Genomic DNA, 19,919 nt, shown 5'->3' on the forward strand with positions numbered 1-19,919 from the left:
TGTAGGGACCGCACCGTTACAGTTTCCGGTTTGCTGCCCAAAGCGGACTCTTAAAAGCATTCGGACCGATAGCAGCAGCAAGAAAATCCGCGCACCTGCCAAGCGGTTAGCCAGGTTCGGTAGCCGTTGTTAGGTTGCTGTTGCCCAAGTGCGGAATTCAGAAGACGGCGGCTCCACCAATAACGAGGAGCCCATCATGGCACGAGCGACTATCTCTCTGGTTTCCGTTCAGAAGCCGACCGCCAACACTCCGGTCCTTCAACGGCGCAACAAGTTTACGTCCAGCATCGATCAGCAGATCACGAAGATCGGGCTCTTTCGCGAGGGAAAGCGAATCTCGCGCGAGCAGTTCTGGGTCGATGCGAATGGCGGAATTTTCTTCCAGCTTCGCTACGGAAAGCAGCCTCTGGAGCTGGAGAAGGGGAAGAGTACCCTCAAGGCCGTCGGCACCGGAAACGCTGCGTGGGACGATCTGGTTGAGCAGCTTGAGCAGATCAAAACACTCGCGGTCGCTGGCGGTTTGGACGAGGCCCTCTCGGCATGCGCCAATGCAGTGCGCTCGAACTTCAAAACTGCGAAGGACAAGAAGGCCGGCAAGGGCTAAGCCCGCCGTTGCCTATCATCGAGTTTGGTCAGACCCTCTGCTGGCTTGGTGCCACAGAGGGTTTTTCATGACCGATGAGCTTGTTGCGCACGCTCTTTCGCTTATCCTCGACGATCCGCGCATAGGCGAATGGGTGACGGCAGAAGCCGACAACCGCCTGGGCCGGAAAGGTCCTGAGGACGTCGAATTCTGGCGGACATACACTGTCGTCACCAATGAGCTGATCAGCGCCGCACTCACAAAGAACGAGCCTACCTGACTGGCGGCTGGCAGCTAAGCCTTTTTGACAGCTTTGCGGGTCGGCCGCTCTAGGAAATCGGCCGGCTCGGCTTGGAGCACCTTTGAGATCTTCACGAGAACCTCCAAGCCTACCCAGGTTGAGCCCTTCTCCAGCTTGCTGATGTAAGTGCGGTTCACGCCGGCATCCATCGCAAGCGCCATCTGCGAGATACCTCGTTCCCGCCGAATCCTTCTCAAGTTGCTCGCAACCACCTGGCGCCAATCCATGACCAAAGTGGTTGCGCTGTTGCTTAAAAGCGACAACCGCTTTAACGCGACAAAGTGCCTATGGCTGGAGGACGACCATGCAGTTTACCCCACGCATCTTGTTACTCTTACCCGCGCTGCTTTGCGGTGAGCTAGCGCCTGCTCAACAAACGAGTCTTGCGACCCGGGAGTGGAATATGCTGCCGGCCGGCATGCGAACGTGTGTTGATAATCAGCTTCGCCGGGAGCAGGGCACGAACCTGGAAGCATTGATTGCTGGTGGGGTGCGCCCGTCGGATCCAATGCTCGCGGCAATAAAGGAATTCTGTCTCAGCCCCCCGGGGGAGGCTTCTGTGACCCGTCCTTCTTTTGGAGGGCCCGATCGTACTTTTGAGCTTGCCGAGTGGATGAATACGGCGATCCTGTCGAAGCCGGTCTTCGCGAGGGCGTTCGCTCAGTGTCGCGAGGTCGTGGGGCTCTACCAAGATAAGGTGTTAGGCCGGTTGCAGGCTGCCGAAGCTGGAGCAGTGTCAAAAAGCGATCAGGCCCGCATTCGCACCATTAAAGATGACCTTGGTTCCAAAAGGAGCGCCGCTGCTACGGTCGCATGCATCAAGCAATTCCTCGCCTCACTGGTAATCGCCAATGCGTCGAGCGTCTTCTATGCGGATCAGTTGGGCGCACTCAACGGGAGGCTGCTCAATAACGGCATCAAGCTGAAAGAGGCGGCTGCTGCCAGGGTCGATGACATGACGGATCAGGGGTTGGCACAGTTGGCAATCAAGATCGGTCTTGAGAGCTTTCAAGCCCAGGAGCTTCAGGCCGACATCGACTCTGTAGGGCAATATGGGTCAGGATCAGGACCGTTGACCTGTTTGCTGCCAGCGGAATGGGTTGGTGTTGAGCCAGGCGGTTATTCAACTTGCCACGGCTCTTTTCTTGAGAAGAAGGTTGGCGAGGTGGCCTCGCTGCTTAAAGTGAAGTAGGGGCCTCCTTCAGCGATCGAGGTCTGCTTCCGGTATCCCTTTGGACTGGTTAGATCGCGTGCCGAATTCCTGGCTCAAAGCGGACCTCTTCTTGCACAAGCCCGCAGGATCGCAAGCACGATGGAATATGGCGGTGCGCTATGCTGAAGCCTCCGCAATCTCCCGTCTCTCCCACGGTCCAACTGGGCACTTTTAAAACTCGAGGCAAGGTCAGCAGCCAGTCCCGCCATCTCATTGAGGCAATTCCTAACGGGCTTTAGTTTTGGCTTTGTAGACCGCTACGCTGAGTTCGAAAATATCACTGCTTACTACCTTGCCATTTCTGATCGATACGTCAGGCATTCTGTCCAAGCTTACATTTCCGCTAAATTTTGTGTCGAGATTGAAAAAAAAGATCCCCTTCGAATCGTCGTCCTCGTTCATCGAATACTTGAATCCGGGCGCTGGCGCACACGCTTTAACCTGCGCCGCAAATTGGTCGTACGCTTTGTCGGCGTCAGTCTTCGCAGAAAACCGCTTTATGGTGCAAGTTAGATAGAAATCGGTTTCGTCCTTTTTGGACTGATTGATTTCGCATTCCTCTGCGCCAGCAAATCCGATCTTTGAAGCCCAACTTCGTCCCCCTGATGCTGAGCCTCGCGCGGACTCGAAATTTGATGACCGCGCAAAAAGCGCGTTGAGATCGCTACAAACGTCTGCTGACGCGGTCCCACAACTCAGCAGCAGCACCGCAACGACTTGGACGAAACACTTGAGTGACAACATAGCAGCACCCTCCCGTCCTTCTTGCCGATGAAATAACAACCTAGCGTCGCGACGCCCATATGGAAAGCGAAAGCACACGCAATACGAGGTCTAACGCAGGGAGAATAAAGCCAGTGCTGCTGCCCTATCGAACTAAACCTTTAATTGCATCGGCTCTTCGGCTACAGTCACGGCATACTTCATACTTATTTGGAGGTAGATCGTGATGGCAAAGGTCATGTTCTATGCCGCAACGGCGTTCTTTTGCAGTGTGACATCAGCTCAACCAGCCACCCTTTGCGACGAATTGAAGTCCGCTATGACGAAGGCAGACAACCTATCAACACGTGTTGGAAAACAGATTGGCGACGACAAGTGGGAAGGGATCGACCTACCCAAGGTTTCCGGTTTCGATGAGTGCTATATCAGCAAGTCGGCTTTAGGGGGGCACTCGTATCAGTGCTCTTCTCTACTTTCTGACGAGCGTCTCGCGCAGAAAATGCGCAGGAATATTACCGCCACTATCTCCTCATGCTTTCCAGAGTCCGAGTGGTGGTACACGAAGTCGCCAGAAGGGCTTATGTTTTCTAAGCTGGAGGGCAGCCCTACCGGATCATTCCACGTTTGGCGGCTACGCTCGACTAACCAGCATTACGTATCTATTTCGTTTGTTGAACGCAGCCGCTGAGAGGACTTAGAAGAATGCGAGTAGATCTGGACGTGCGACGTCGCTAATGGAGGCATCATGGGCCCGAAGCCACGCCAAATGAAGCGCCGGCTTCAACTGGTGGTTATATGCCAGTTGTTGGTGACGGTGTTGATCGTCGATGCAAGGAATAGCACCGCATGTGCAGACGATGGGTCAATCATCGCTGACTATAAGCAGAGGATGTCGGCTCACATTTTAAGGATGTTTGAGGCGATCCCGTTGTATGGAGCCAATTATTCGGTGGGTGACATCTGGCATCCGTCTATGCGGCGGCTTCTGGAAAAGGGAGTTGATTGCTTTCCGACTCTATCGCTTCTCACCCGCCCCTACGCTCAAACCGAGGCATTTCGAATCAGCGGAGAGGCATCGCTGGGACTTGTTCTTAGAGCGCAGAAATTGTTTGGCTTTCAGACAAAGGCATCGGATAGCGCTCAAGTTATGGTTCAATTCGAGGATGTTGTTGAGGAGTTAGCAAGTGAAGGCGACCTCCAAAGGGGATTCAGCCGCCAGCGATGCGAACGATTTGAGGCTGTCATAAGCGGAAGCAAGATTCCAGCCGATCAAATCGCGATCGCGGGCTCCAACACGAGTGATCTAAATCAAGTGCCGGTAATTATTGGGAGACTATATCGCGGCAAACGTCGAATAGTTGTTTCCTATAAATCTGAAGGTGATTTGAAAGTTAAGGCTGAACAAATTTTGCAAGCTGTTGGAGCGCCCGTAACAGGCGCCATCGAGGTTGCCTTGAGCGGCTCGAAATCCTTGGTTGTAGTTGACCGTGAGCCTGTTCCTTTGGCTTTCGCGCCTGCTTTTATTCCCGTGAGAGTCAGTGGCGCGACGATGGGCTCTCAAAGCACTGGCTCGATCGAGTACGAATGGGTGCCTTTCAATCCTGTCAAGGCTCCATGGCAGAAAGCCGCCTTGACCGATCTTGCCGATAAAGTCGAGGAGGGCTGGGCGTGGGAAGAAGATCGGACACGTTAAGCAAGCTTGTCCTGCTCTCGTTGCTTGTGTCGATAACGCTATCCTTGCCAAGCAGCGCGCGAGCTGCTGTCAGTACTTTCGATGAGATGCAGTACTTGGCTGAATTTCGGGCGGCTCTTCAAGCTGGGGACGTTACTCGCGCCAAGGTACTTGCAACTGAAGGAGTGGACCGAACTCGGCGAGGTGCTAGCGAACAGCACTTTATTCGATATTCGTGGCTCATGAACACTGGATACATCGAACTTCTTGAAAACAGAAACGAACTGGCGGCAGATAGCTTTTCGCAAGCTTGCGCCGTCAAAGCGGCTGTTACGGAACAGCCAAAGCTAGGCGGTGAATGCACAAGCTTCCATGCCTTTGCGGCTTTTGTCTCGAGAGATGTGAAGAAGGCGACACGGCTTGCCCGGATTGCCAAGGCAAATCAGAACACAAAGCGTGGGGATGTGGTTGCGGATTTGGTCCTCGGAACTGAGCCGTTGCTCCGTAAACGGCCTCAAGAGGCCATGCGGAACCTGGGCCAAGCAGCTCAATCCGTTCTCTCCCAACCCACTGAAATTGACCCCTACTTGGCTAACTGGGTGGCAGTCGCTTTAGAAACGCTTGGAGAAATGGAGCTGTCGAACGGCCGCAATAGAGATGGATCGAGGGCTCTTCTCGATTCACTTGCAGTGTTTTCGGCAGTCGTCGGGCGCACCAGCACTGAAATGATACCTTATCTGTATAAGGTTGGCCTAAAGCTTATGGTCGCGGATCAACCGGAGAACAAGGAAGTAGCGAAATGGATGATTGAGGTCGCGGCGCTGGATCCTGATCCAGAGCGAGCTAAGGCTTTGCACTATGCCGCAGTAAGTAATCTCGACTTAGGCAACTACGAAGACGACGTGACTATCGCCCTCTTCAGCCGGCTCGCTTATGTTCAGAGGACCTTTGGGCCCGCCTCAATAGATGCGGCAGAAGTCTTGGCTAGTCTCGGAGAAAGGGCGGAAAAGGACGCCCAGTACGCTTTAGGTCGAAAGTTCCTCCATAAGGCGTTGCACATCGTTGCGACCGCCACCGACCGAGAAAGCAAGGCAGTTAAGGACCTACAAGAAAAGGTCGATCGACTTTTGTCGCGTTCCAGCAACCGAGAAAACTTCCTCTCAGAATCAAAGCGAAAGATCACCAGCAGCAAGGACGCCGCAACAGAGAGGATGGTTGCGTCTAGAATAGCGTCGAATGAAAGTCTGATCTCAATCAAAGATACAGCACTGTCATCAGCACATTCATTTTCTGTCGATGATGCGATCGATGTACTTTCGCGAGCCCACGATACTCTTTTGTCTCCTATTAGGCGACACGGTGATGCGCCAGTTGAAGAAATAAGATTGCGCCACCGGCTAGCTTCGGAGCTTTTGGACCGGGCAATGGAGCTAAAGCTAAAATCCGGTGCCATCGATCAAAGCTTTATCGCCCTTCTCCGCTCAAAATCAAGAATCCTTGAAGAGTCAGATGGATTGCAGCCCGCAATCGATTTTCTAGAATCGCATCTCACGTTCATCAAAACGACTCGGAACCCCACAATCCTTGCGCTCGCTCTCAGCAACTATGCTAACTTGTTCTCATTAGCGCTACCCAACTACTCGTTCGGCGAAAATGCCACGCGTCGATCGCTAAGGGTTTGGGATGCGCGGTCGGCTGACATGATCGCGCTGTCCGAAGGTAAGTTGGATCGCGCTTCGGCCCAAACTATTCGCAACGTACTTCTTGAGTTCGCCGATGCGAATGTGAAGCAACGCCGGCTTTCCGCGGCACAACGGAACTGGAAGCAGGTTGCTGCCATTGAGCGCCAATTTCGGTTGAATCGAGACGAGCGTCCATCGTACCTGCATGCAGGGTCGCTACAGGAGAGAAATCGCACCAAACTAGCAGACGATCGAGAGCGACAACGGCTTCGGAAGCTCCTGATACAGGCGAAGAGTGATTTTGAGCGATCAGAAGTTGCGCAATCTGCTATAACAGCGTTCGATCTCGCATCAGCTGATGCAGCTGAATTTGCAGAAATCGCTTTTGATCTTGAAATCAAAGACCTAGCCGGTCGTATGGACAAATTTGTGTTGTCTCCGGTAGAGCAGATCGCTGATAGACAAAAGTTTCTCGATTCCTCAATTGATCGATATCTGACCGGCGTGATTGGTTCGGGCGACGAACTTGAAAGCCGGTCAAAACGACTCGCAAAGTCAATTGAGATGTTCCAGTGGACCTATAGCGGGCAAGCCGCTAGCGCACTTCTTCGAGCATCGGTTCGCGCCCAGGCGAATCGAGGCCTAGCAGTGGATGCCACTAAGTTCGACGCAGCCTACGTGCAGTGGCGCCAAGCATTAGCCGACGCCATATCTATTGCGTCGGATCCAGATCCAGCGAGAGCGCTGCCACCCCAGTTAGTTGACACCATGGCTTCCGCCTACCACGCGGCTGAAGAGATTGGAGTCAGGCTCCGCAAGGAGCCAGGTTACAGCGGCAGCGTAGAATCCAAGAACGTTCCGCTTTCGGCGATTCAAGCCGTTTTGGATCCCAAAGAGGCACTCATTCAGTACCTATATCGGAACGAGTACTCATTTTTCGCCCTGGTAATTACTAAGACTTACGCCGACGTGTTCGATTTACACGCGTATCAGCGCGCACGATCGCCGCTTCACAGGCCAGACATGAGCGTCGAACAGGGCGCGCTTGCAGTAATCCGAAACATTCGTTCGAAGGCGATTGATTTTGATCATGCGGCCGCTAGATCGCTCTACGAACATGCATTTCGCCCGCTTGAAGATGCATTGAATGGGATCAGCAGACTCGTCATTATACCTTCAGGTCCGTTGTGGGACGTTCCGCTTGCTGCGATTTTGGTGCCGCGCGACGGAAAGGATAGCTGGTTAGTTGAGAGATTCGTGCTGCGGACCGCGCTCTCCATTGGGAGCTTTGTTGCTTTGAGATCGCAGCCCGACAGCCCTCCGGAAGCCTCCCCGTTTATTGGGTTCGCAGACCCATTGATGCGCAACAGCGATGCGGCATGTGCATACTCAGCTTGGGGTTATCGTCGTACTCGGGGAAGCGGATTCTGCCCGATTCCCGAGAGCAGAGGCCATGTAATGGCACTTGCAAACGTGTTTCGCTGGGATACACCTGAAGCGATTGTCACGGGCGCCGAATTTACGATTCACAAAATAATCGAGCGACTTCGGCAGCCGTTCCAGGTAGTCGGGTTCTCTACACATGCTCTTACTTCCGAGGAAGCTCGCAGCGTTCTTGGAAGCCCGCATCCAGCTTTGCTTGTTACGCCGTCGCAAACTGATGCAACGCTGAATGAATGGCTTACCACAGCGCAAATTGAGCAACTGTTGTCAATTCCAACTGACTTAGTTGTCCTGTCTGGGTGTAATACAATGGGCGCTGAGGCTGAAGGCGGAGAGACCTTGTCAGGCCTCGCGCGAGCGTTCTTTGAAGCTGGAGCACGCGGGGTGATGGCTTCAAACTGGCACATAGATCCTTTCTCAACAAAAGAGGTGCTGGAACGTCTCAGAGGATCAAGCCGCGACGTTCCTACCAGTCTCCAGGTTTCTATGGCTTCTCTAGCGCGGACCGAGCTTCATCCCCGATATTGGGCAATTTTTTCCTACATCGGACGCTAGGGCTCGGTGCCTCGTTAGCACGCGGGCGCACTTAAGCCAACTAGACGCCGTCCGCCTTCGCCTATGTGAAGTCTTGTCCGGTTTGTTCAGGGCTTTGTTGCTGCCATCACTGGCAGCAGACACAGACTCGACAAGCTTTGGCTGGCACCATGGGTATTAGCGGAAGCACGGCAGAGGAAATCATCCGGGCCGTCAAACATAAACGCTGGTTTGCCCTTTAAGTTTTGCTGCCTCATCTGCGCTGGACTACGCTTATTTGCACCAAAAAATACGGCCACGGCGAACCCAAAAGTGCGATCCGCATTCCTTCTTCCTCCACACTGATGGGTGAAGAGTGGCCGTGCCATCGTCGTGGCGCGTCACGCGCCAGCAAGGACGCTCATCGGGAAGAAGGTTCATATGTAAAATTGACTTGCAGCCGCACGGGCAGATCATCGCGGCCTGTTCCTCGTATCCGTCCTCCTGCACAACGTAGATGGTGCGGCGCTTCAGTTTCGTTGGGAGCGTCTCCTCCACGACCAGAGTAGCATAGGGCGGTACAATCCAAATGTAGATCCGCTGGTATGCGCTGTAGAAAAGTCGACTGAGTCTGTTCACGCTTTCTTCCTTTCCGAAAGCTCCATTAGCTCCAGCAGTGGCTTCGTGTCCCCGAAACCCACCTTGCCGCCTAGGATGTCGCAGATTCCGTCTTCCGGATCGTAGATTAGCTCCATGCTAGCGAGGCTGAAGGTAACGGAGGCGTACGCGCCATTCGGCTCTTCGCGGTACGGGTGAAGGCGAGCGAGCAGTTCATTCACGGCGAGCCCGGAGGCGAACATGTTCACGCTGATGACGGCCGGCCGATGCCCGACAACGCCCTTGATATAGCCGTCCTCAACCTGCCGTTCATGAGCTGCGGGATCGTTACGGCGAAGACCGGCGGCGGCAACTTCGCTCATCGCGAACAGACCCCGGCTCACGAGGCTGGACCGTCCCGGGCGCAGATAGTTCACGGTGCCGCAGACCTCCCGGATGCGTGCAATGCCGTTAAGGTCCTTCGTCGCATCCAGCCTCACACCAATGTCGAAGTATGGAATCGAGTAGTAGGAGGCGATGGCGTTGAGAAGATAACGGCCATCCACAGTGTCCATGCAACCGAAAATGACGTCACATTGAGCGACTTCGCAGATGACCTCTGGCTCCCACAGGTTCTTCTTCACGCGAATGATGCGGGTGCCAAGGCCGGCACGCTCGACCGCATCGGCGAGAACATCAACCTTCGCCCGCTCTTGCCTCACATCGTCCATGGTGGAGTTCAGGATGCGGTTGACGTTACGCTCTTCCATGTGATCGTCGTCGACACTGACGATCACGGCGGCGCCGAGCCTCATAAGCTGCTCAATTGTCGGGCTGCCTGTCCCCGACGCCCCTATCACCGCAAACGATAAGCGGCGGAAGCGTTCGATCGTGCCGTTGTCGAACGCTTGCGCATGCGAGGCGACGAAGTTGGGCAGTTCAATGCTGCCCGCACCCGCGTACCAGAAATGGAGATCGTCTCCCGCGACGCTGATGCAGTAGATCGGATCGAAGCCGCCGCTCGCGTTCAGAACGCGCCCAAACATCTGGCCGTCGGGCAACATCACGGCGCTGCCGTGCAGCAAATCCGCCTCGACCCATCCGCGGATCATCGGCAGTAGCCGTTCGTCGCCCTTATCGTCAGTCATGGAGAAGGCGGCATAGCCGCCGGGGTGGCTGTGAACCTTGACGACCGTGAGTCCTTCGCTTGCGGCGCGGTCGAGCGTTGGCGCGATGTAGTCGGGCTGCCACGTCACCCGCGTCGGGGTGCGTTCGGAGCAGTCTTCGTACGGGATGCCATGAATTTCGCGCACGATGAGCCGGTGGCTGCGGTCGCCGGCGCGGCTGCCGCACAGCAAGATCGCGACGGCTTCGTTCCCATCACCGGGGAAGAGGAAGCTCTTCAAGTGCTCATGCTGATCGCCTGATAAGGCTAGGGTAACGGGAGCGGTCATTTCTCGAACTCCCTGTCAAGCCAGTCTTCGATCAGAATGACATGCGTCCCGATATGGTCGCGTCCGATCTTCCACGGGTTCGCGGCCGTGCGGTGACGGGACCACCGCTGATAAGACTTTCCGTCGAGCTGCTGCTGGGCCTCAGTCGCCCCGATCTTCTTCCCGTCCATGCGCGCGAGTGCCGGGAAGAGGTACACCATGTTGAGTTCGGTGTTGGGGTAGCCGGTCTCGATCCGAATGGCCGCCGTCACGGTCGCGTGGTTGTAGCCGCGCGGCGCCGGGAAGTTGTGGATGAGCACCCACTGGGAGCCATCCACGATCGTTTCCCAAGGCAGACCGTACTCTTCGAGAAATTCCCGGTCGATGGGCAGCAAGTCAAACTGGCGACGGAGGGTCATCGCTTAACCCTCCGTCTGATCGCGAGGCAGCGCCTTGAACTTCTCCACGCCTGGGCGACGGAGATCGACCTCCTCGTCCAGGCCAATCTTTTGAGGCTTCTCACCCGCGAGCTTGACGCGGAGCGTATAGTTCTCTGCCGGCAGCAGACCCGCAAGGGTCAGGATGGCGCGGCCGGTTGGCATGGAGTCGTACACCACGAACTGCTCGCCGTTCACGCGGATGCGGTAGCCCTTCGAGAGCGGCGGGCGCTTGCCGACCTTCGCGTACTCTTCGAGATCCACGATCTCGTCGAGGACTTCTTCCACGCCGGGGGCGGCGCTCCTATCTTCAAGGTTGTCGGTCATTTGATGTTCTCCTTATCGGCGTGTCCAGGCTCCATGCCCTTTCACGGTTCCAATATGACATAGCGCGCTAAGAATATCAAGCGACCGCTTCGCAAGCTTGACGCCCAACGCGGGACGCGCTAGAAGCTCAATAGAAACAACAACTTGTTGGAGCATGCAGCCATGCTGGCCTCAACCGACGAAAGGAACACCTCGAAAAGGACACTCGGTCAGTACCTCGCTTCGATTCGCCTGGACCGGAAAATGAGTCTGCGCGACGTGGAAGAAGCCACGAGCAAGCAGGTCTCGAACGCGTATTTGTCTCAGATCGAAAACGACAAGATCAAACAGCCATCACCGAACATCCTGCATGCGCTTGCAGAGCTTTATGCCATTAACTTTGAGAACCTGATGGGCATGGCTGGATACATATCCAGCTCCAAGCGCGCCGACACCGAACGGCATGGGCGTGTCGCGACATTCGCTGAGCACAATCTAACAGCCGACGAAGAGACTGAGATGCTTCAGTATCTCCAATTCATGCGCACGAGGAAAAGGCCGGGTGACAAGAGCTGACGACAGCAGCCTAAAGCCCGAAGATCTTCGCGCGGTCGAGGAGCGAGCGCGGCAGCTCCTCGACCGCGCATGTGCGTGGGACCGATTCCCCGTGCCTCTCGACGATATTCTCGTCGCCGCAAATGTGCGGGTAGCACAAACAAGCCTGTTCGATCCCCTTGCCGTCATGGATTACTTGGCGGGCAAGGCGATCCGGACCGCGACAACCGTTAAGTCGGCGCTTGGCAAGCTGTTCGGCCTTTACGATTCCGCCGAAGCGCTCATCCACATCGATGACAGTGCCATCAAATCGAACTCTAAGAAGACCTTCCTGACGCTTCATGAAACGGCGCATCATGATCTTCCCGTGCACAAACGCTTGTTTCGGTTCTTCCAGGACTGCGATCAAAATCTCGATCCCGAAATCGCCGACCAGTTCGAGCGCGAGGCCAATAATTTTGCCCGTTTCGCGCTATTCAAGGGCGATACCTATGCACACTACGCTGCGGACTGTACGTTCAACATCAAGACGCCGATTACACTCGCGAAGAAATTCGGCGCGTCAAACTATGCGTCGGCACGAGAATTCGCCCGCACTAACCATCGGGCCTGTGTCGTCTACATCCTAGAGCCAGTCGAATTCGTGGTCGGTCACGGTGCTCAGGCTCTCGTGCGACGCATTGAAGCATCTCCTTCATTTGTCACACAGTTCGGAAGGCCTATGGACACAGCCATCACGCCCGACCATCACCTTGGGCGCATCTTGCCCATTGGCCGCAGGATGACCAGGCCAACAACTCTCTCGATCATAGACCGAAATGGCACGCCGCATGAATGCGTGGCGGAAGCTTTCGACACGAGGCACAACGTCATCATCCTACTTTACCCCGTTAAAGCCCTTACTAAGACGACGATTATTCTTCCGCCGGGGGGCGAAGGGGTTGCGTAAGCTCGTAGTGGAGCGTTCCCTCATCAGGAGGTCGGCTTCCGCAGCATCGTCCACGCAAGGGCAATACCGCCAGTCAGCACGCCGCATGGGATTATTGCCCATCCCGTGAGTCCGCCTTCGGTCAGCTGCGCGAGAACGAACCAAAGTGGAAATCCGAGCAGGACCGACACGCCCAGCCCGAAACAGCCAATGGACATCACGGCCCCGATCTTATCCTCAGTCCCTCTCGGCATATGCGGAGCTATCAAAAATATCGCGAGCGCAATTGCCGCAGCGATCCCGAATATCCATGGCCCCAAGACCGGGAGATTGAAAATGGCCGCAACGAGTAACGGCCAGATTGCGAGGTTGCCAATCGTTGTAGCGACCATCGTGATGACAACAGTGGCGAAGATCAGCCCCCCGATCAACGCGACGATACCGAAGGCACCGTAAAGACCGGCCCTTATCAGAAAATCCTTCATGGCCTACCACCTTGGTTGCATCGTACCCCATGCAAGCCGCTACGCCACCCTGACGGGTCCAATACCGAGAGATCGCAATATACGTGTAGATGGCTCCAATAATAATCGTTGTCTGATCCCTGCGTCCCGGAAGATCCCGGCCCTATCTTCGTGGGGAGCGCGCCGTGACCAAATTCATCGCTTACTTTCGTGTATCTACAGAACGCCAAGGCAAGTCTGGACTCGGTCTTGCCGCTCAGCACCGCAAGATATCCGACTTCGTTGCTAGTGCCGGAACGCTGATCGCCGAGTTCTGTGATGTTCAGTCCGGACGGGACGATTCGCGCATCGAACTGCAGCGGGCGATCCACTTGGCGAAGCGCGAGAACGCAAAGATTGTCATCGCCCGCCTTGATCGGTTCTCACGCCGAGTCAGCTTCATCGCCAGCATTCTGGAGCAAGGCATCGGTTTGGTCTGTGCTGAGATGCCCAACGCCACAGATTTCCAGCTGCATATATTCGCAGCCCTCGCCCAGGAAGAGCGTAGGTTGATTTCCGAGCGAACGAGAGCAGCTTTGGCCGAGGCAAAACGTCGAGGCAGAATCCTTGGATCAAATGGAAGGAGTTTGGCCGCGAAGAATCGCGAGGCGGCTAATCAATTTGCATCACAACTCGGGGCGAAATTGGATGCGGATGTTTTGCGGTGCTCTTACAGCGAGATTGCCCGACACCTGAACGAGGCGGGAGTGACAACTGTGACTGGACGGAAGTTTTATCCACAAACTGTGAAGAATTATCTGCAGCGACTCCAGATGAGCGCCGACCTACCCTCGTGAGGCCAAGCGCATTCCTGAGTGTACCCCGGTAAACTACGGACTCCAATGATACTGGCCTTTGCTGTCCTGGGAGGCGGCTAAGCTATTGCAAAAGCTGAGCGTCTCTCATTAATTGAAAGTCATAATCGACTCAACTTTTCTGGGGGGCCTATGAGCGATCCGGGTCGGGATTTCGAGCACCTTGTCACTGAGTTCTGCAAGAGAAACTGGCCAACTGTCCAGGAGAACCGAATGCAGGACGGGCGAGAGTTAGACATTTTCGTTGATACTGGTTCCGAGTTCTTGCTGATCGAATGTACGATCGAGCGAACAAAGAAGAAGGCGCAAAATGACATCAGCAAGATCCGGGACCTGCGGCGTGCGCTATTTGGTGATGCACCTCAGAAGCCGGTGCGAGGCTTCTTCATTACTCAATCCGATCCCTCTCCGGACATCCATCAAGTAGCAGAGGAGAATGGTTCATGGATATCTGCGTGCTCGCTACCGGCGTTCATCAATCAGTTCAATGGGAGCGCAACTTATTTGCATGAGCGCGTGAAGCGGCCGTTTGGAAGCGTGCGTAATCCTGCGACAGACAGTCTGGATGTAGATCGATCTCAATTCGTTCCTGTTCCTGTTCGGGTCTCCGGAACTGATCAAGCGCTTACAATTGATCGTCTGGTTGACGACCTCGTGCAAAGGAAAAGGACCAGGTTGATCGTGACCGGTGATTTTGGCATCGGCAAGAGTATGACATTCCGAGAGATTTTCTTTCGGCTTCAAGAGAAGTATTCAGCCGGAGAGATCACCCGATTCCCTCTTTACATAAATCTTGCCGACTCCTCGCTTGATGAAGGCGATGATGCAGTTGATTTGATCGAAAGACATGCAAAATGGGTGGGCCTGCGAGATCTGCGCGATAAGCTAGTACACGCATGGGCATCCGACGGCTGCATTGTTTTGCTTGATGGCTTTGACGAACTCGTGAAAGCAGGCTTCACAAGGCTAACAACGTCATCGAAAGATATTCGATTTGCCTCTTCACACATTGTTCGAGCTCTAATTGCTGATTCACCTACGCACACGCCGATACTGATCTCGGGACGCGAAAGTTACTTCGCGACATTCGACGAGATGAAGGCCGCTCTAGGCGCAACATTATTTTCCCATGTGTCGCTACACGATTTGAACGAGGCGGAGGTGAAGGCCCTCTACCGCAAAATTCTCCCCAAGGGGAAAGAGCCAATTCTATTTGAATGGCTTCCTCAACGGCCGCTGCTTCTCTCGTACATTTATTTTCAACTCAGAGACAATACTAGCGAGATCGACGGTATCGTTGCGCCTCCGACTCCAGGGGACGGTTGGAACTCACTGTTAGACAAGCTATCGACTCGGGAAACGAAGATTGCTCGAGGCGCTCAACCAACCCAAATACGCCGCCTAGTCGAGCGTGTCGCATTGTATGCCCGTACGAATGTCGCAGACGTTGGAAAAGTCACCAGCCTGCAGGTTGCACAGGCTTTTCGCGACGTATTCGAGATGGAGCCCGATCTTTCAGTTCAGCAGGTCCTAATGAGGCTGCCGGGCCTCACCGCTGGGCGTTCAAATGAGGATCGCAGCTTCATAGATCAGTCTTTCTTTGAAGCAGCACAGGCGGGGACGATAATTGAAGCAGTTAGCATCCTTGCGACCCGCAATCGCACCTTCATCCGTTCTGAAGGTTCAAAGAAGTTACTGGATCTCCTTTGTAATACCCGATCATCGATATCGGATCTAACTGCAGACGTCGTTATCTGTGCCCTGAGGAGTACCGACCGCCTGGGGGAATTAGGGGTTGCTCTGGTTGAGGTGAGCGGTGACTACGAACTCTCCAAGGGAAACCTCCTCGCTGACCTTCTTCAATGCGCTCTACTGGAGTCAGATATTTGTCTCAGGTCCGATTTGCGGTCGGTACCTATAAGAGCTGCACTGATCCCAAGCTTGGAGATTGACGCAAAGGCGGCAACTCGCACTCGCTTGTCGTTCGAGGATTGTGTCATCGAACAAGTCAACCTGTCCTTTGACGTCAATACGATTGGGAGTGTAAGTTTCCAAAGGACTCGAGTTGGCATACTGGGCTGCTCATCGGCGATTTCCCAAAACCTCGATGCAACCGGACTATCGAAGGATCAGGTAACCGAAATAGTTGTAGCAGACGCCACAAACGCCGATGTGCTGCATCTGAATATTCCTGACAAACTGAAGGTGCTCAAAATCTGTCTGCGTAAGCTATTTCGACAACCAGGGTCTGGTCGAAAGCGAGCGGCGTTCTTTAGGGGTATTGGGGATCTTGACCATACCCTTGTTGATGAATGCATTGCTAATCTCATCCGACACAAGATTGTGTACTTGAGCGGTCGCGATCGATCGGACAACACGGTGCTCCACCCAAACCGCGCACACACCAAGCGTGCCAATTTTCTGATAGATTCGTCATCTGTTCCTGATGACGTTCTGCTCAACTACTAAGTTTCCTATGGGGCGGGAGTAACGAGCTGCTCATGTCATTTTGGTGGGTGAATCAAAATCAAACTGGAAAGTACGAAATCGCCGGCGGCTTCATGTGGTCGCCAAAGCGAAATCGAAACGGCAGCTTCAATAGATTCTACGAGAACATGCGCCTCGTCGATACGGGCGACCTTGTCTTCTCGTATGTAGATCAACTGATCCAGTATATCGGTGTGGTTCAAAGCCCCGCAGTTTCCGGTGCAAGACCGGCCGAGTTCGCCGACACGATTTGGGACAATGATGGTTGGTTGGTGCCCGTTGAGTGGCATCGCCCCCCGATCATCGTTAGACCCAAGGACATTCTCGAAGTATTACGCCCGCTATTGCCGGCAAAGTATTCGCCTATCCAAAGCGAAACCGGAAACGGCCTTCAGAGTGTGTATCTGGCCGCTGTGCCGGAGCCAATGGCGGTGGAGCTGCTCCGTCCATTAGGCAATTGGAGACCGAGCGCGAGCCCTATCGTTCCAGGATTGGTGACATCGGAGGACGCCATCGATCGGTTAGAAGACCAGATCGAGACCAGGATCAAGAACGATACGTCGATTGATGAGACTGAGCGGCAAGCCGTCGTCCTAGCTCGTCGCGGCCAGGGGCGGTTTCGCAAAAATTTGGGTGAGATCGAAAAATGTTGCCGTATAACTCAGGTTGCGGACCCGAGGTTGCTGAGAGCCAGTCACATAAAGCCCTGGCGTGCGTGCGAAGACAATCACGAAAGGTTGGATGGCAACAATGGACTCCTCTTGTCGCCGCACGTGGACCTGCTCTTTGATCGCGGCTACATCTCATTTGAGGATGACGGGACCCTGTTACGGTCGCCTCGCATTGATCTCGCGGATTTCACGCGACTCGGTCTATCGATTGACCAGAATTTCGGCGTGACGCCTTTCAATGGCAGTCAAGCGAAATACCTGGATTTCCATCGGAGCTCCGTTTTCTTGAGGGACAGCGTCAACGAGTAAGCGAGCGTCGGGTAAGCAGATCAAGCATCGTGGGCCGCAGAATTTCCAGCGTATCGAGTACTTCCGATATCAACATGGTCGAAGGCTCAAGGCACGACGAAGCTACGATCAATATTGGGCGGCTTGACCAAAAGCCTGCGAACCGCTCAAAGAAGTGCATTGTGTCGGCATTTCGAGCAAAGGTCATCGACCTTCTCGGTTGAGGCGAAAGGATAGACTTCGGGATGAAGCACTGCCCGATACCCCGCCGCCGCATGCGCCGCAAGCAGAACGATAACTATCCGAGCACTGGCCCTACTTGGTTGATGCCAGCCCGTGTTCATTAAACCTTCGCACGCTATTAGACACTTCTCCCGAGCATTGGCTGACTCGATGAGTGACTTCACCAACTTCCGAGCTGTCTATGACGACCTGACCGACGAGGTGTCGCGGGCTCGGCATACGTTCATACCTGATCACCTACGCAATTGGTTCAAGCATCTCGACGAGACGCCACGAGTCTCGGCCATCGTGCGCCGTCTGGAGCACGGCCTCGATATTGACCGCTTCACCGAACTGGCAATGAGCAGCCATACCCGGACGCTGGACTGGGGCGATCACGACGAGAAGTCACTCGGAATGCGCCTTCTTCTTTTCCGGAGATTTGCAGATCGGAAGCAGGACATCGGGCTGTATGGATTTCACTTCCTGCGCGTGAGCAGCAACGTCAATGACAATGCGCGTGCTTTCGTGGAGCAAGTGTTTGAACCGATGGCACGCGAGCTGCGCCGCTTCCTCGAAAAGGATGTCGCGCGGCTAGAGCGGGACGAGGCCGAAGAGGCCCAGAGAGTGCCTGCATCCGATCGGGTCGTTTTGCTGAATCACAACAGCAAGGAATACACCGACGCCGACGAGGCGATGGAGAGGCTGGAGAAAGCGATTCGAGAAGCAAACGATTTCGAAGACCTCGACGAGAAGGAGCAGCGCGAGGCGGAAGTTTCGGCGGCACGACGGCTGCTGAAAGCTGCCCAGGTCCGCCTCGAACCGCTCGCATCGCTCCTCAGGCCGATACTGGTGCAGTTCACGACCAAGGTCAAAGACAATCTGATCACGACAGCGGCGACACTCGCGTCAGGCGCGCTGATTACGCTCCTCGGAATCGGATTTAAGGCGTTGCTCGGTCTTTAGCCTGCCACTGCGTGCCACAGTGCTCAACGGCTGTAAGGCCGCGTCTCACGGGATTGAGAGAAAAGATGCCGGGATCGTCATTGCTACTCTGGACCGCTTCTCACGCCGAGTCAGCTTTATTGCCGTCTTTCTTGAGCAGGGCATCGGGCCGGTTTGCGCCGAAATGCCCAATGCAGCGGACTTCAAGCTACACATGTTCGCTGCCCTCGCCCAAGAAGAGCGCCGGCTGATTTCCGAACGAACGAGGGCAGCGCTGGTTGAGGCAAAGCGGCGAAGAAAGATTTTGGGCTCAAATGGAAAGAATTTTGTCGCCAAGAATTGCAGGGCCGCTGACGAGTTTGCATCTCAATTCAGGGCAAAACTGGATGCGGATCTATTGCGGCAATCTTACAGCGAGATTGCGCGCTACCTGAACGACGCGGGAATTACTACCCTGACTGGGCGGAAATTCTATCCGCAAACGGTCAAGAACTACCTAACGCGAGCGAACGGACACACTTGACCGCCTCTCGCGGCGATCAGGCTTCTTGATCCAATAGGTCTTCTTCTCCTGGCTCTGAGAATGTCTTCGTTTGCAGTTCTTGAGTCCACGAAAGTGTGAACGCTTGAAAATCACCGCTTGTTACGAGACGAAAGCGAAGATCACGACGATCTCGCTTCTCCGCAACGGACGTGGGTTCACTCAAGCGAGCTCTCCAGTATTGTTCGTCACCATCGAAGCGGCCTAGCTGACGGACGGTTGCGAACTTTTTCTTGATATAGACTATGAACCGTCGCTTAGAGGCGAGCCGGTATGTGAAGTAGGCTTGATCGACGTTATTAGGTCGCGCAGCAGCCAGCTCGTGAGTGACAAATTCGAGCTCCGCGCTGTTTTCAAGTGCCCTGGAGATCTCTTCCCAACTACTCGTCCCTGCGACGACTCCCTCGGTGGAGCGGCGGCGCCGGACTGCTACCTCCGTAAGTTCAGGTGGCGGATAAGCCCGGTTGCAGCTTAGAAATTCGTCCGCCTCGTGCTGCGATAACGATATGCGATAGCAGCGGATATCGAGCCCATAGCGTTCTGTTAGCCATTCAGCTGTAATCAGAACCTCGTAATCGAATTTTTCGGCCACCAGCAGAATGCGTTGGTTCCGATTGATCGTTTCAGAGTCTCCATCATCTAGAAGTTCTTCAAGCTCGTCTCTCGCTTGTTCTACGGTTTGATTGACCGCTTCAGGATAAAATGTCCTGTTGAACTTGTTGAGTTCTTCGATGAACCGACGAGAGGGCCACTTCGAGACCATTCCTGCATAGGCAAGGGTCTGCAGTAGCTGCAGCTTGTGACTGTCTCTCTTAAGCTCGATAATTACGGCAGCACCGGTGTTGTCGACGGCTAGCAGATCAATTCGATCTTTCACGAACCCATCTGGGATAACTTCGGTCCCCACAATGTGGATCGCCTCGCCGAGTTCATCGCAAAACTCCTGAGGTGACCTACAGATCATCTCCTGAAGGTCGCGTCGCTCCCAGTATCCAGATTCACGCATTGTCTTCTGTTGAAGAGAGACGAACTTCCTGGAGGTCTTGTTGATCCGAAGCATC

21 protein-coding genes are annotated in these 19,919 nt (G+C 54.6%); 13 read left to right on the forward strand and 8 right to left on the reverse strand.

Annotation, left to right across the window (positions count from 1 at the left end):
• Positions 1–196: 196 nt before the first annotated feature.
• Together ACVWYQ_RS23180 and ACVWYQ_RS23185 are read left to right on the forward strand one after the other, a co-directional pair.
• Positions 197–604: a hypothetical protein gene (locus ACVWYQ_RS23180; protein ID WP_456726414.1), complete on the forward strand. Its 408-nt coding sequence runs from the start codon at positions 197–199 to the stop codon at positions 602–604.
• A 67-nt stretch (positions 605–671) separates the two neighbouring features.
• Positions 672–863, forward strand: coding sequence for a hypothetical protein (locus ACVWYQ_RS23185; RefSeq protein ID WP_456726415.1), 192 nt, complete (start codon positions 672–674; stop codon positions 861–863).
• Positions 864–877: 14 nt separating this feature from the next.
• Here ACVWYQ_RS23185 and ACVWYQ_RS23190 read toward each other — a convergent pair whose 3' ends face one another.
• Positions 878–1,111, reverse strand: a complete 234-nt coding sequence (locus tag ACVWYQ_RS23190) for a helix-turn-helix domain-containing protein (protein WP_456726416.1) — start codon at positions 1,109–1,111, stop codon at positions 878–880.
• 77 nt (positions 1,112–1,188) lie between these two features.
• Here ACVWYQ_RS23190 and ACVWYQ_RS23195 point away from each other — a divergent pair, with 77 nt between their 5' ends.
• On the forward strand, positions 1,189–2,076 hold the full coding sequence (locus tag ACVWYQ_RS23195; RefSeq protein ID WP_456726417.1) for a hypothetical protein: 888 nt from the start codon (positions 1,189–1,191) through the stop codon (positions 2,074–2,076).
• A gap of 246 nt (positions 2,077–2,322) precedes the next feature.
• On the opposite strand, the gene ACVWYQ_RS23200 is transcribed toward ACVWYQ_RS23195, so the two are convergent.
• Positions 2,323–2,841 carry a hypothetical protein gene (locus ACVWYQ_RS23200; protein WP_456726418.1) on the reverse strand — a complete coding sequence of 173 codons (519 nt, stop codon included), beginning with the start codon at positions 2,839–2,841 and terminating at the stop codon, positions 2,323–2,325.
• Between the two features lie 202 nt (positions 2,842–3,043).
• On the opposite strand from ACVWYQ_RS23200, the gene ACVWYQ_RS23205 reads away from it, so the two are divergent.
• The 3 genes from ACVWYQ_RS23205 (at position 3,044) to ACVWYQ_RS23215 (ending at position 8,172) form a co-directional block, all read left to right on the forward strand.
• A complete protein-coding gene (locus tag ACVWYQ_RS23205; RefSeq protein WP_456726419.1) occupies positions 3,044–3,508 on the forward strand; it encodes a hypothetical protein in 465 nt (154 codons plus the stop codon).
• Positions 3,509–3,586: 78 nt separating this feature from the next.
• Positions 3,587–4,513, forward strand: a complete 927-nt coding sequence (locus ACVWYQ_RS23210; RefSeq protein WP_456726420.1) for a hypothetical protein — start codon at positions 3,587–3,589, stop codon at positions 4,511–4,513.
• Between the two features lie 221 nt (positions 4,514–4,734).
• Entirely contained in the window at positions 4,735–8,172 is a 3,438-nt protein-coding gene (locus ACVWYQ_RS23215; protein WP_456726421.1) for a CHAT domain-containing protein, read from the forward strand.
• Positions 8,173–8,424: 252 nt separating this feature from the next.
• Here the strand turns inward: ACVWYQ_RS23215 and ACVWYQ_RS23220 are convergent, their stop codons facing one another.
• The 4 genes from ACVWYQ_RS23220 to ACVWYQ_RS23235 all read right to left on the reverse strand — a co-directional run bounded on the left by ACVWYQ_RS23220 (position 8,425) and on the right by ACVWYQ_RS23235 (position 10,924).
• Positions 8,425–8,607, reverse strand: a complete 183-nt coding sequence (locus tag ACVWYQ_RS23220; protein ID WP_456727204.1) for a DUF6527 family protein — start codon at positions 8,605–8,607, stop codon at positions 8,425–8,427.
• A 158-nt stretch (positions 8,608–8,765) separates the two neighbouring features.
• Positions 8,766–10,181 (reverse strand): ThiF family adenylyltransferase, encoded by a 1,416-nt coding sequence (locus ACVWYQ_RS23225; RefSeq protein ID WP_456726422.1) that lies wholly within the window; start codon positions 10,179–10,181, stop codon positions 8,766–8,768.
• Positions 10,178–10,579 carry an E2/UBC family protein gene (locus ACVWYQ_RS23230; RefSeq protein ID WP_456726423.1) on the reverse strand — a complete coding sequence of 134 codons (402 nt, stop codon included), beginning with the start codon at positions 10,577–10,579 and terminating at the stop codon, positions 10,178–10,180. The genes ACVWYQ_RS23225 and ACVWYQ_RS23230 overlap by 4 nt, the downstream gene beginning before the upstream one ends.
• 3 nt (positions 10,580–10,582) lie before the next feature.
• Positions 10,583–10,924 carry a multiubiquitin domain-containing protein gene (locus ACVWYQ_RS23235; protein ID WP_456726424.1) on the reverse strand — a complete coding sequence of 114 codons (342 nt, stop codon included), beginning with the start codon at positions 10,922–10,924 and terminating at the stop codon, positions 10,583–10,585.
• Between the two features lie 162 nt (positions 10,925–11,086).
• On the opposite strand from ACVWYQ_RS23235, the gene ACVWYQ_RS23240 reads away from it, so the two are divergent.
• Together ACVWYQ_RS23240 and ACVWYQ_RS23245 are read left to right on the forward strand one after the other, a co-directional pair.
• Positions 11,087–11,479 carry a helix-turn-helix domain-containing protein gene (locus tag ACVWYQ_RS23240; RefSeq protein ID WP_456726425.1) on the forward strand — a complete coding sequence of 131 codons (393 nt, stop codon included), beginning with the start codon at positions 11,087–11,089 and terminating at the stop codon, positions 11,477–11,479.
• On the forward strand, positions 11,466–12,407 hold the full coding sequence (locus ACVWYQ_RS23245; protein ID WP_456726426.1) for an ImmA/IrrE family metallo-endopeptidase: 942 nt from the start codon (positions 11,466–11,468) through the stop codon (positions 12,405–12,407). The genes ACVWYQ_RS23240 and ACVWYQ_RS23245 overlap by 14 nt, the downstream gene beginning before the upstream one ends.
• A 23-nt stretch (positions 12,408–12,430) precedes the next feature.
• On the opposite strand, the gene ACVWYQ_RS23250 is transcribed toward ACVWYQ_RS23245, so the two are convergent.
• Positions 12,431–12,871: a hypothetical protein gene (locus tag ACVWYQ_RS23250; protein ID WP_456726427.1), complete on the reverse strand. Its 441-nt coding sequence runs from the start codon at positions 12,869–12,871 to the stop codon at positions 12,431–12,433.
• Between the two features lie 164 nt (positions 12,872–13,035).
• On the opposite strand from ACVWYQ_RS23250, the gene ACVWYQ_RS23255 reads away from it, so the two are divergent.
• The 5 genes from ACVWYQ_RS23255 to ACVWYQ_RS23275 all read left to right on the forward strand — a co-directional run bounded on the left by ACVWYQ_RS23255 (position 13,036) and on the right by ACVWYQ_RS23275 (position 18,840).
• Positions 13,036–13,686 (forward strand): recombinase family protein, encoded by a 651-nt coding sequence (locus ACVWYQ_RS23255; protein ID WP_456726428.1) that lies wholly within the window; start codon positions 13,036–13,038, stop codon positions 13,684–13,686.
• Between the two features lie 231 nt (positions 13,687–13,917).
• Positions 13,918–16,173: an NACHT domain-containing protein gene (locus tag ACVWYQ_RS23260; protein WP_456726429.1), complete on the forward strand. Its 2,256-nt coding sequence runs from the start codon at positions 13,918–13,920 to the stop codon at positions 16,171–16,173.
• A 32-nt stretch (positions 16,174–16,205) separates the two neighbouring features.
• A complete protein-coding gene (locus tag ACVWYQ_RS23265; protein ID WP_456726430.1) occupies positions 16,206–17,171 on the forward strand; it encodes an HNH endonuclease in 966 nt (321 codons plus the stop codon).
• A gap of 372 nt (positions 17,172–17,543) precedes the next feature.
• Positions 17,544–18,338 carry a hypothetical protein gene (locus ACVWYQ_RS23270; protein WP_456726431.1) on the forward strand — a complete coding sequence of 265 codons (795 nt, stop codon included), beginning with the start codon at positions 17,544–17,546 and terminating at the stop codon, positions 18,336–18,338.
• Positions 18,339–18,357: 19 nt separating this feature from the next.
• Positions 18,358–18,840 (forward strand): recombinase family protein, encoded by a 483-nt coding sequence (locus tag ACVWYQ_RS23275; protein ID WP_456726432.1) that lies wholly within the window; start codon positions 18,358–18,360, stop codon positions 18,838–18,840.
• 16 nt (positions 18,841–18,856) lie between these two features.
• Here the strand turns inward: ACVWYQ_RS23275 and ACVWYQ_RS23280 are convergent, their stop codons facing one another.
• On the reverse strand, positions 18,857–19,918 hold the full coding sequence (locus ACVWYQ_RS23280) for a hypothetical protein (RefSeq protein WP_456726433.1): 1,062 nt from the start codon (positions 19,916–19,918) through the stop codon (positions 18,857–18,859).
• Position 19,919 lies beyond the last annotated feature (1 nt).

Source organism: Bradyrhizobium sp. USDA 3397 (genome assembly GCF_054060965.1).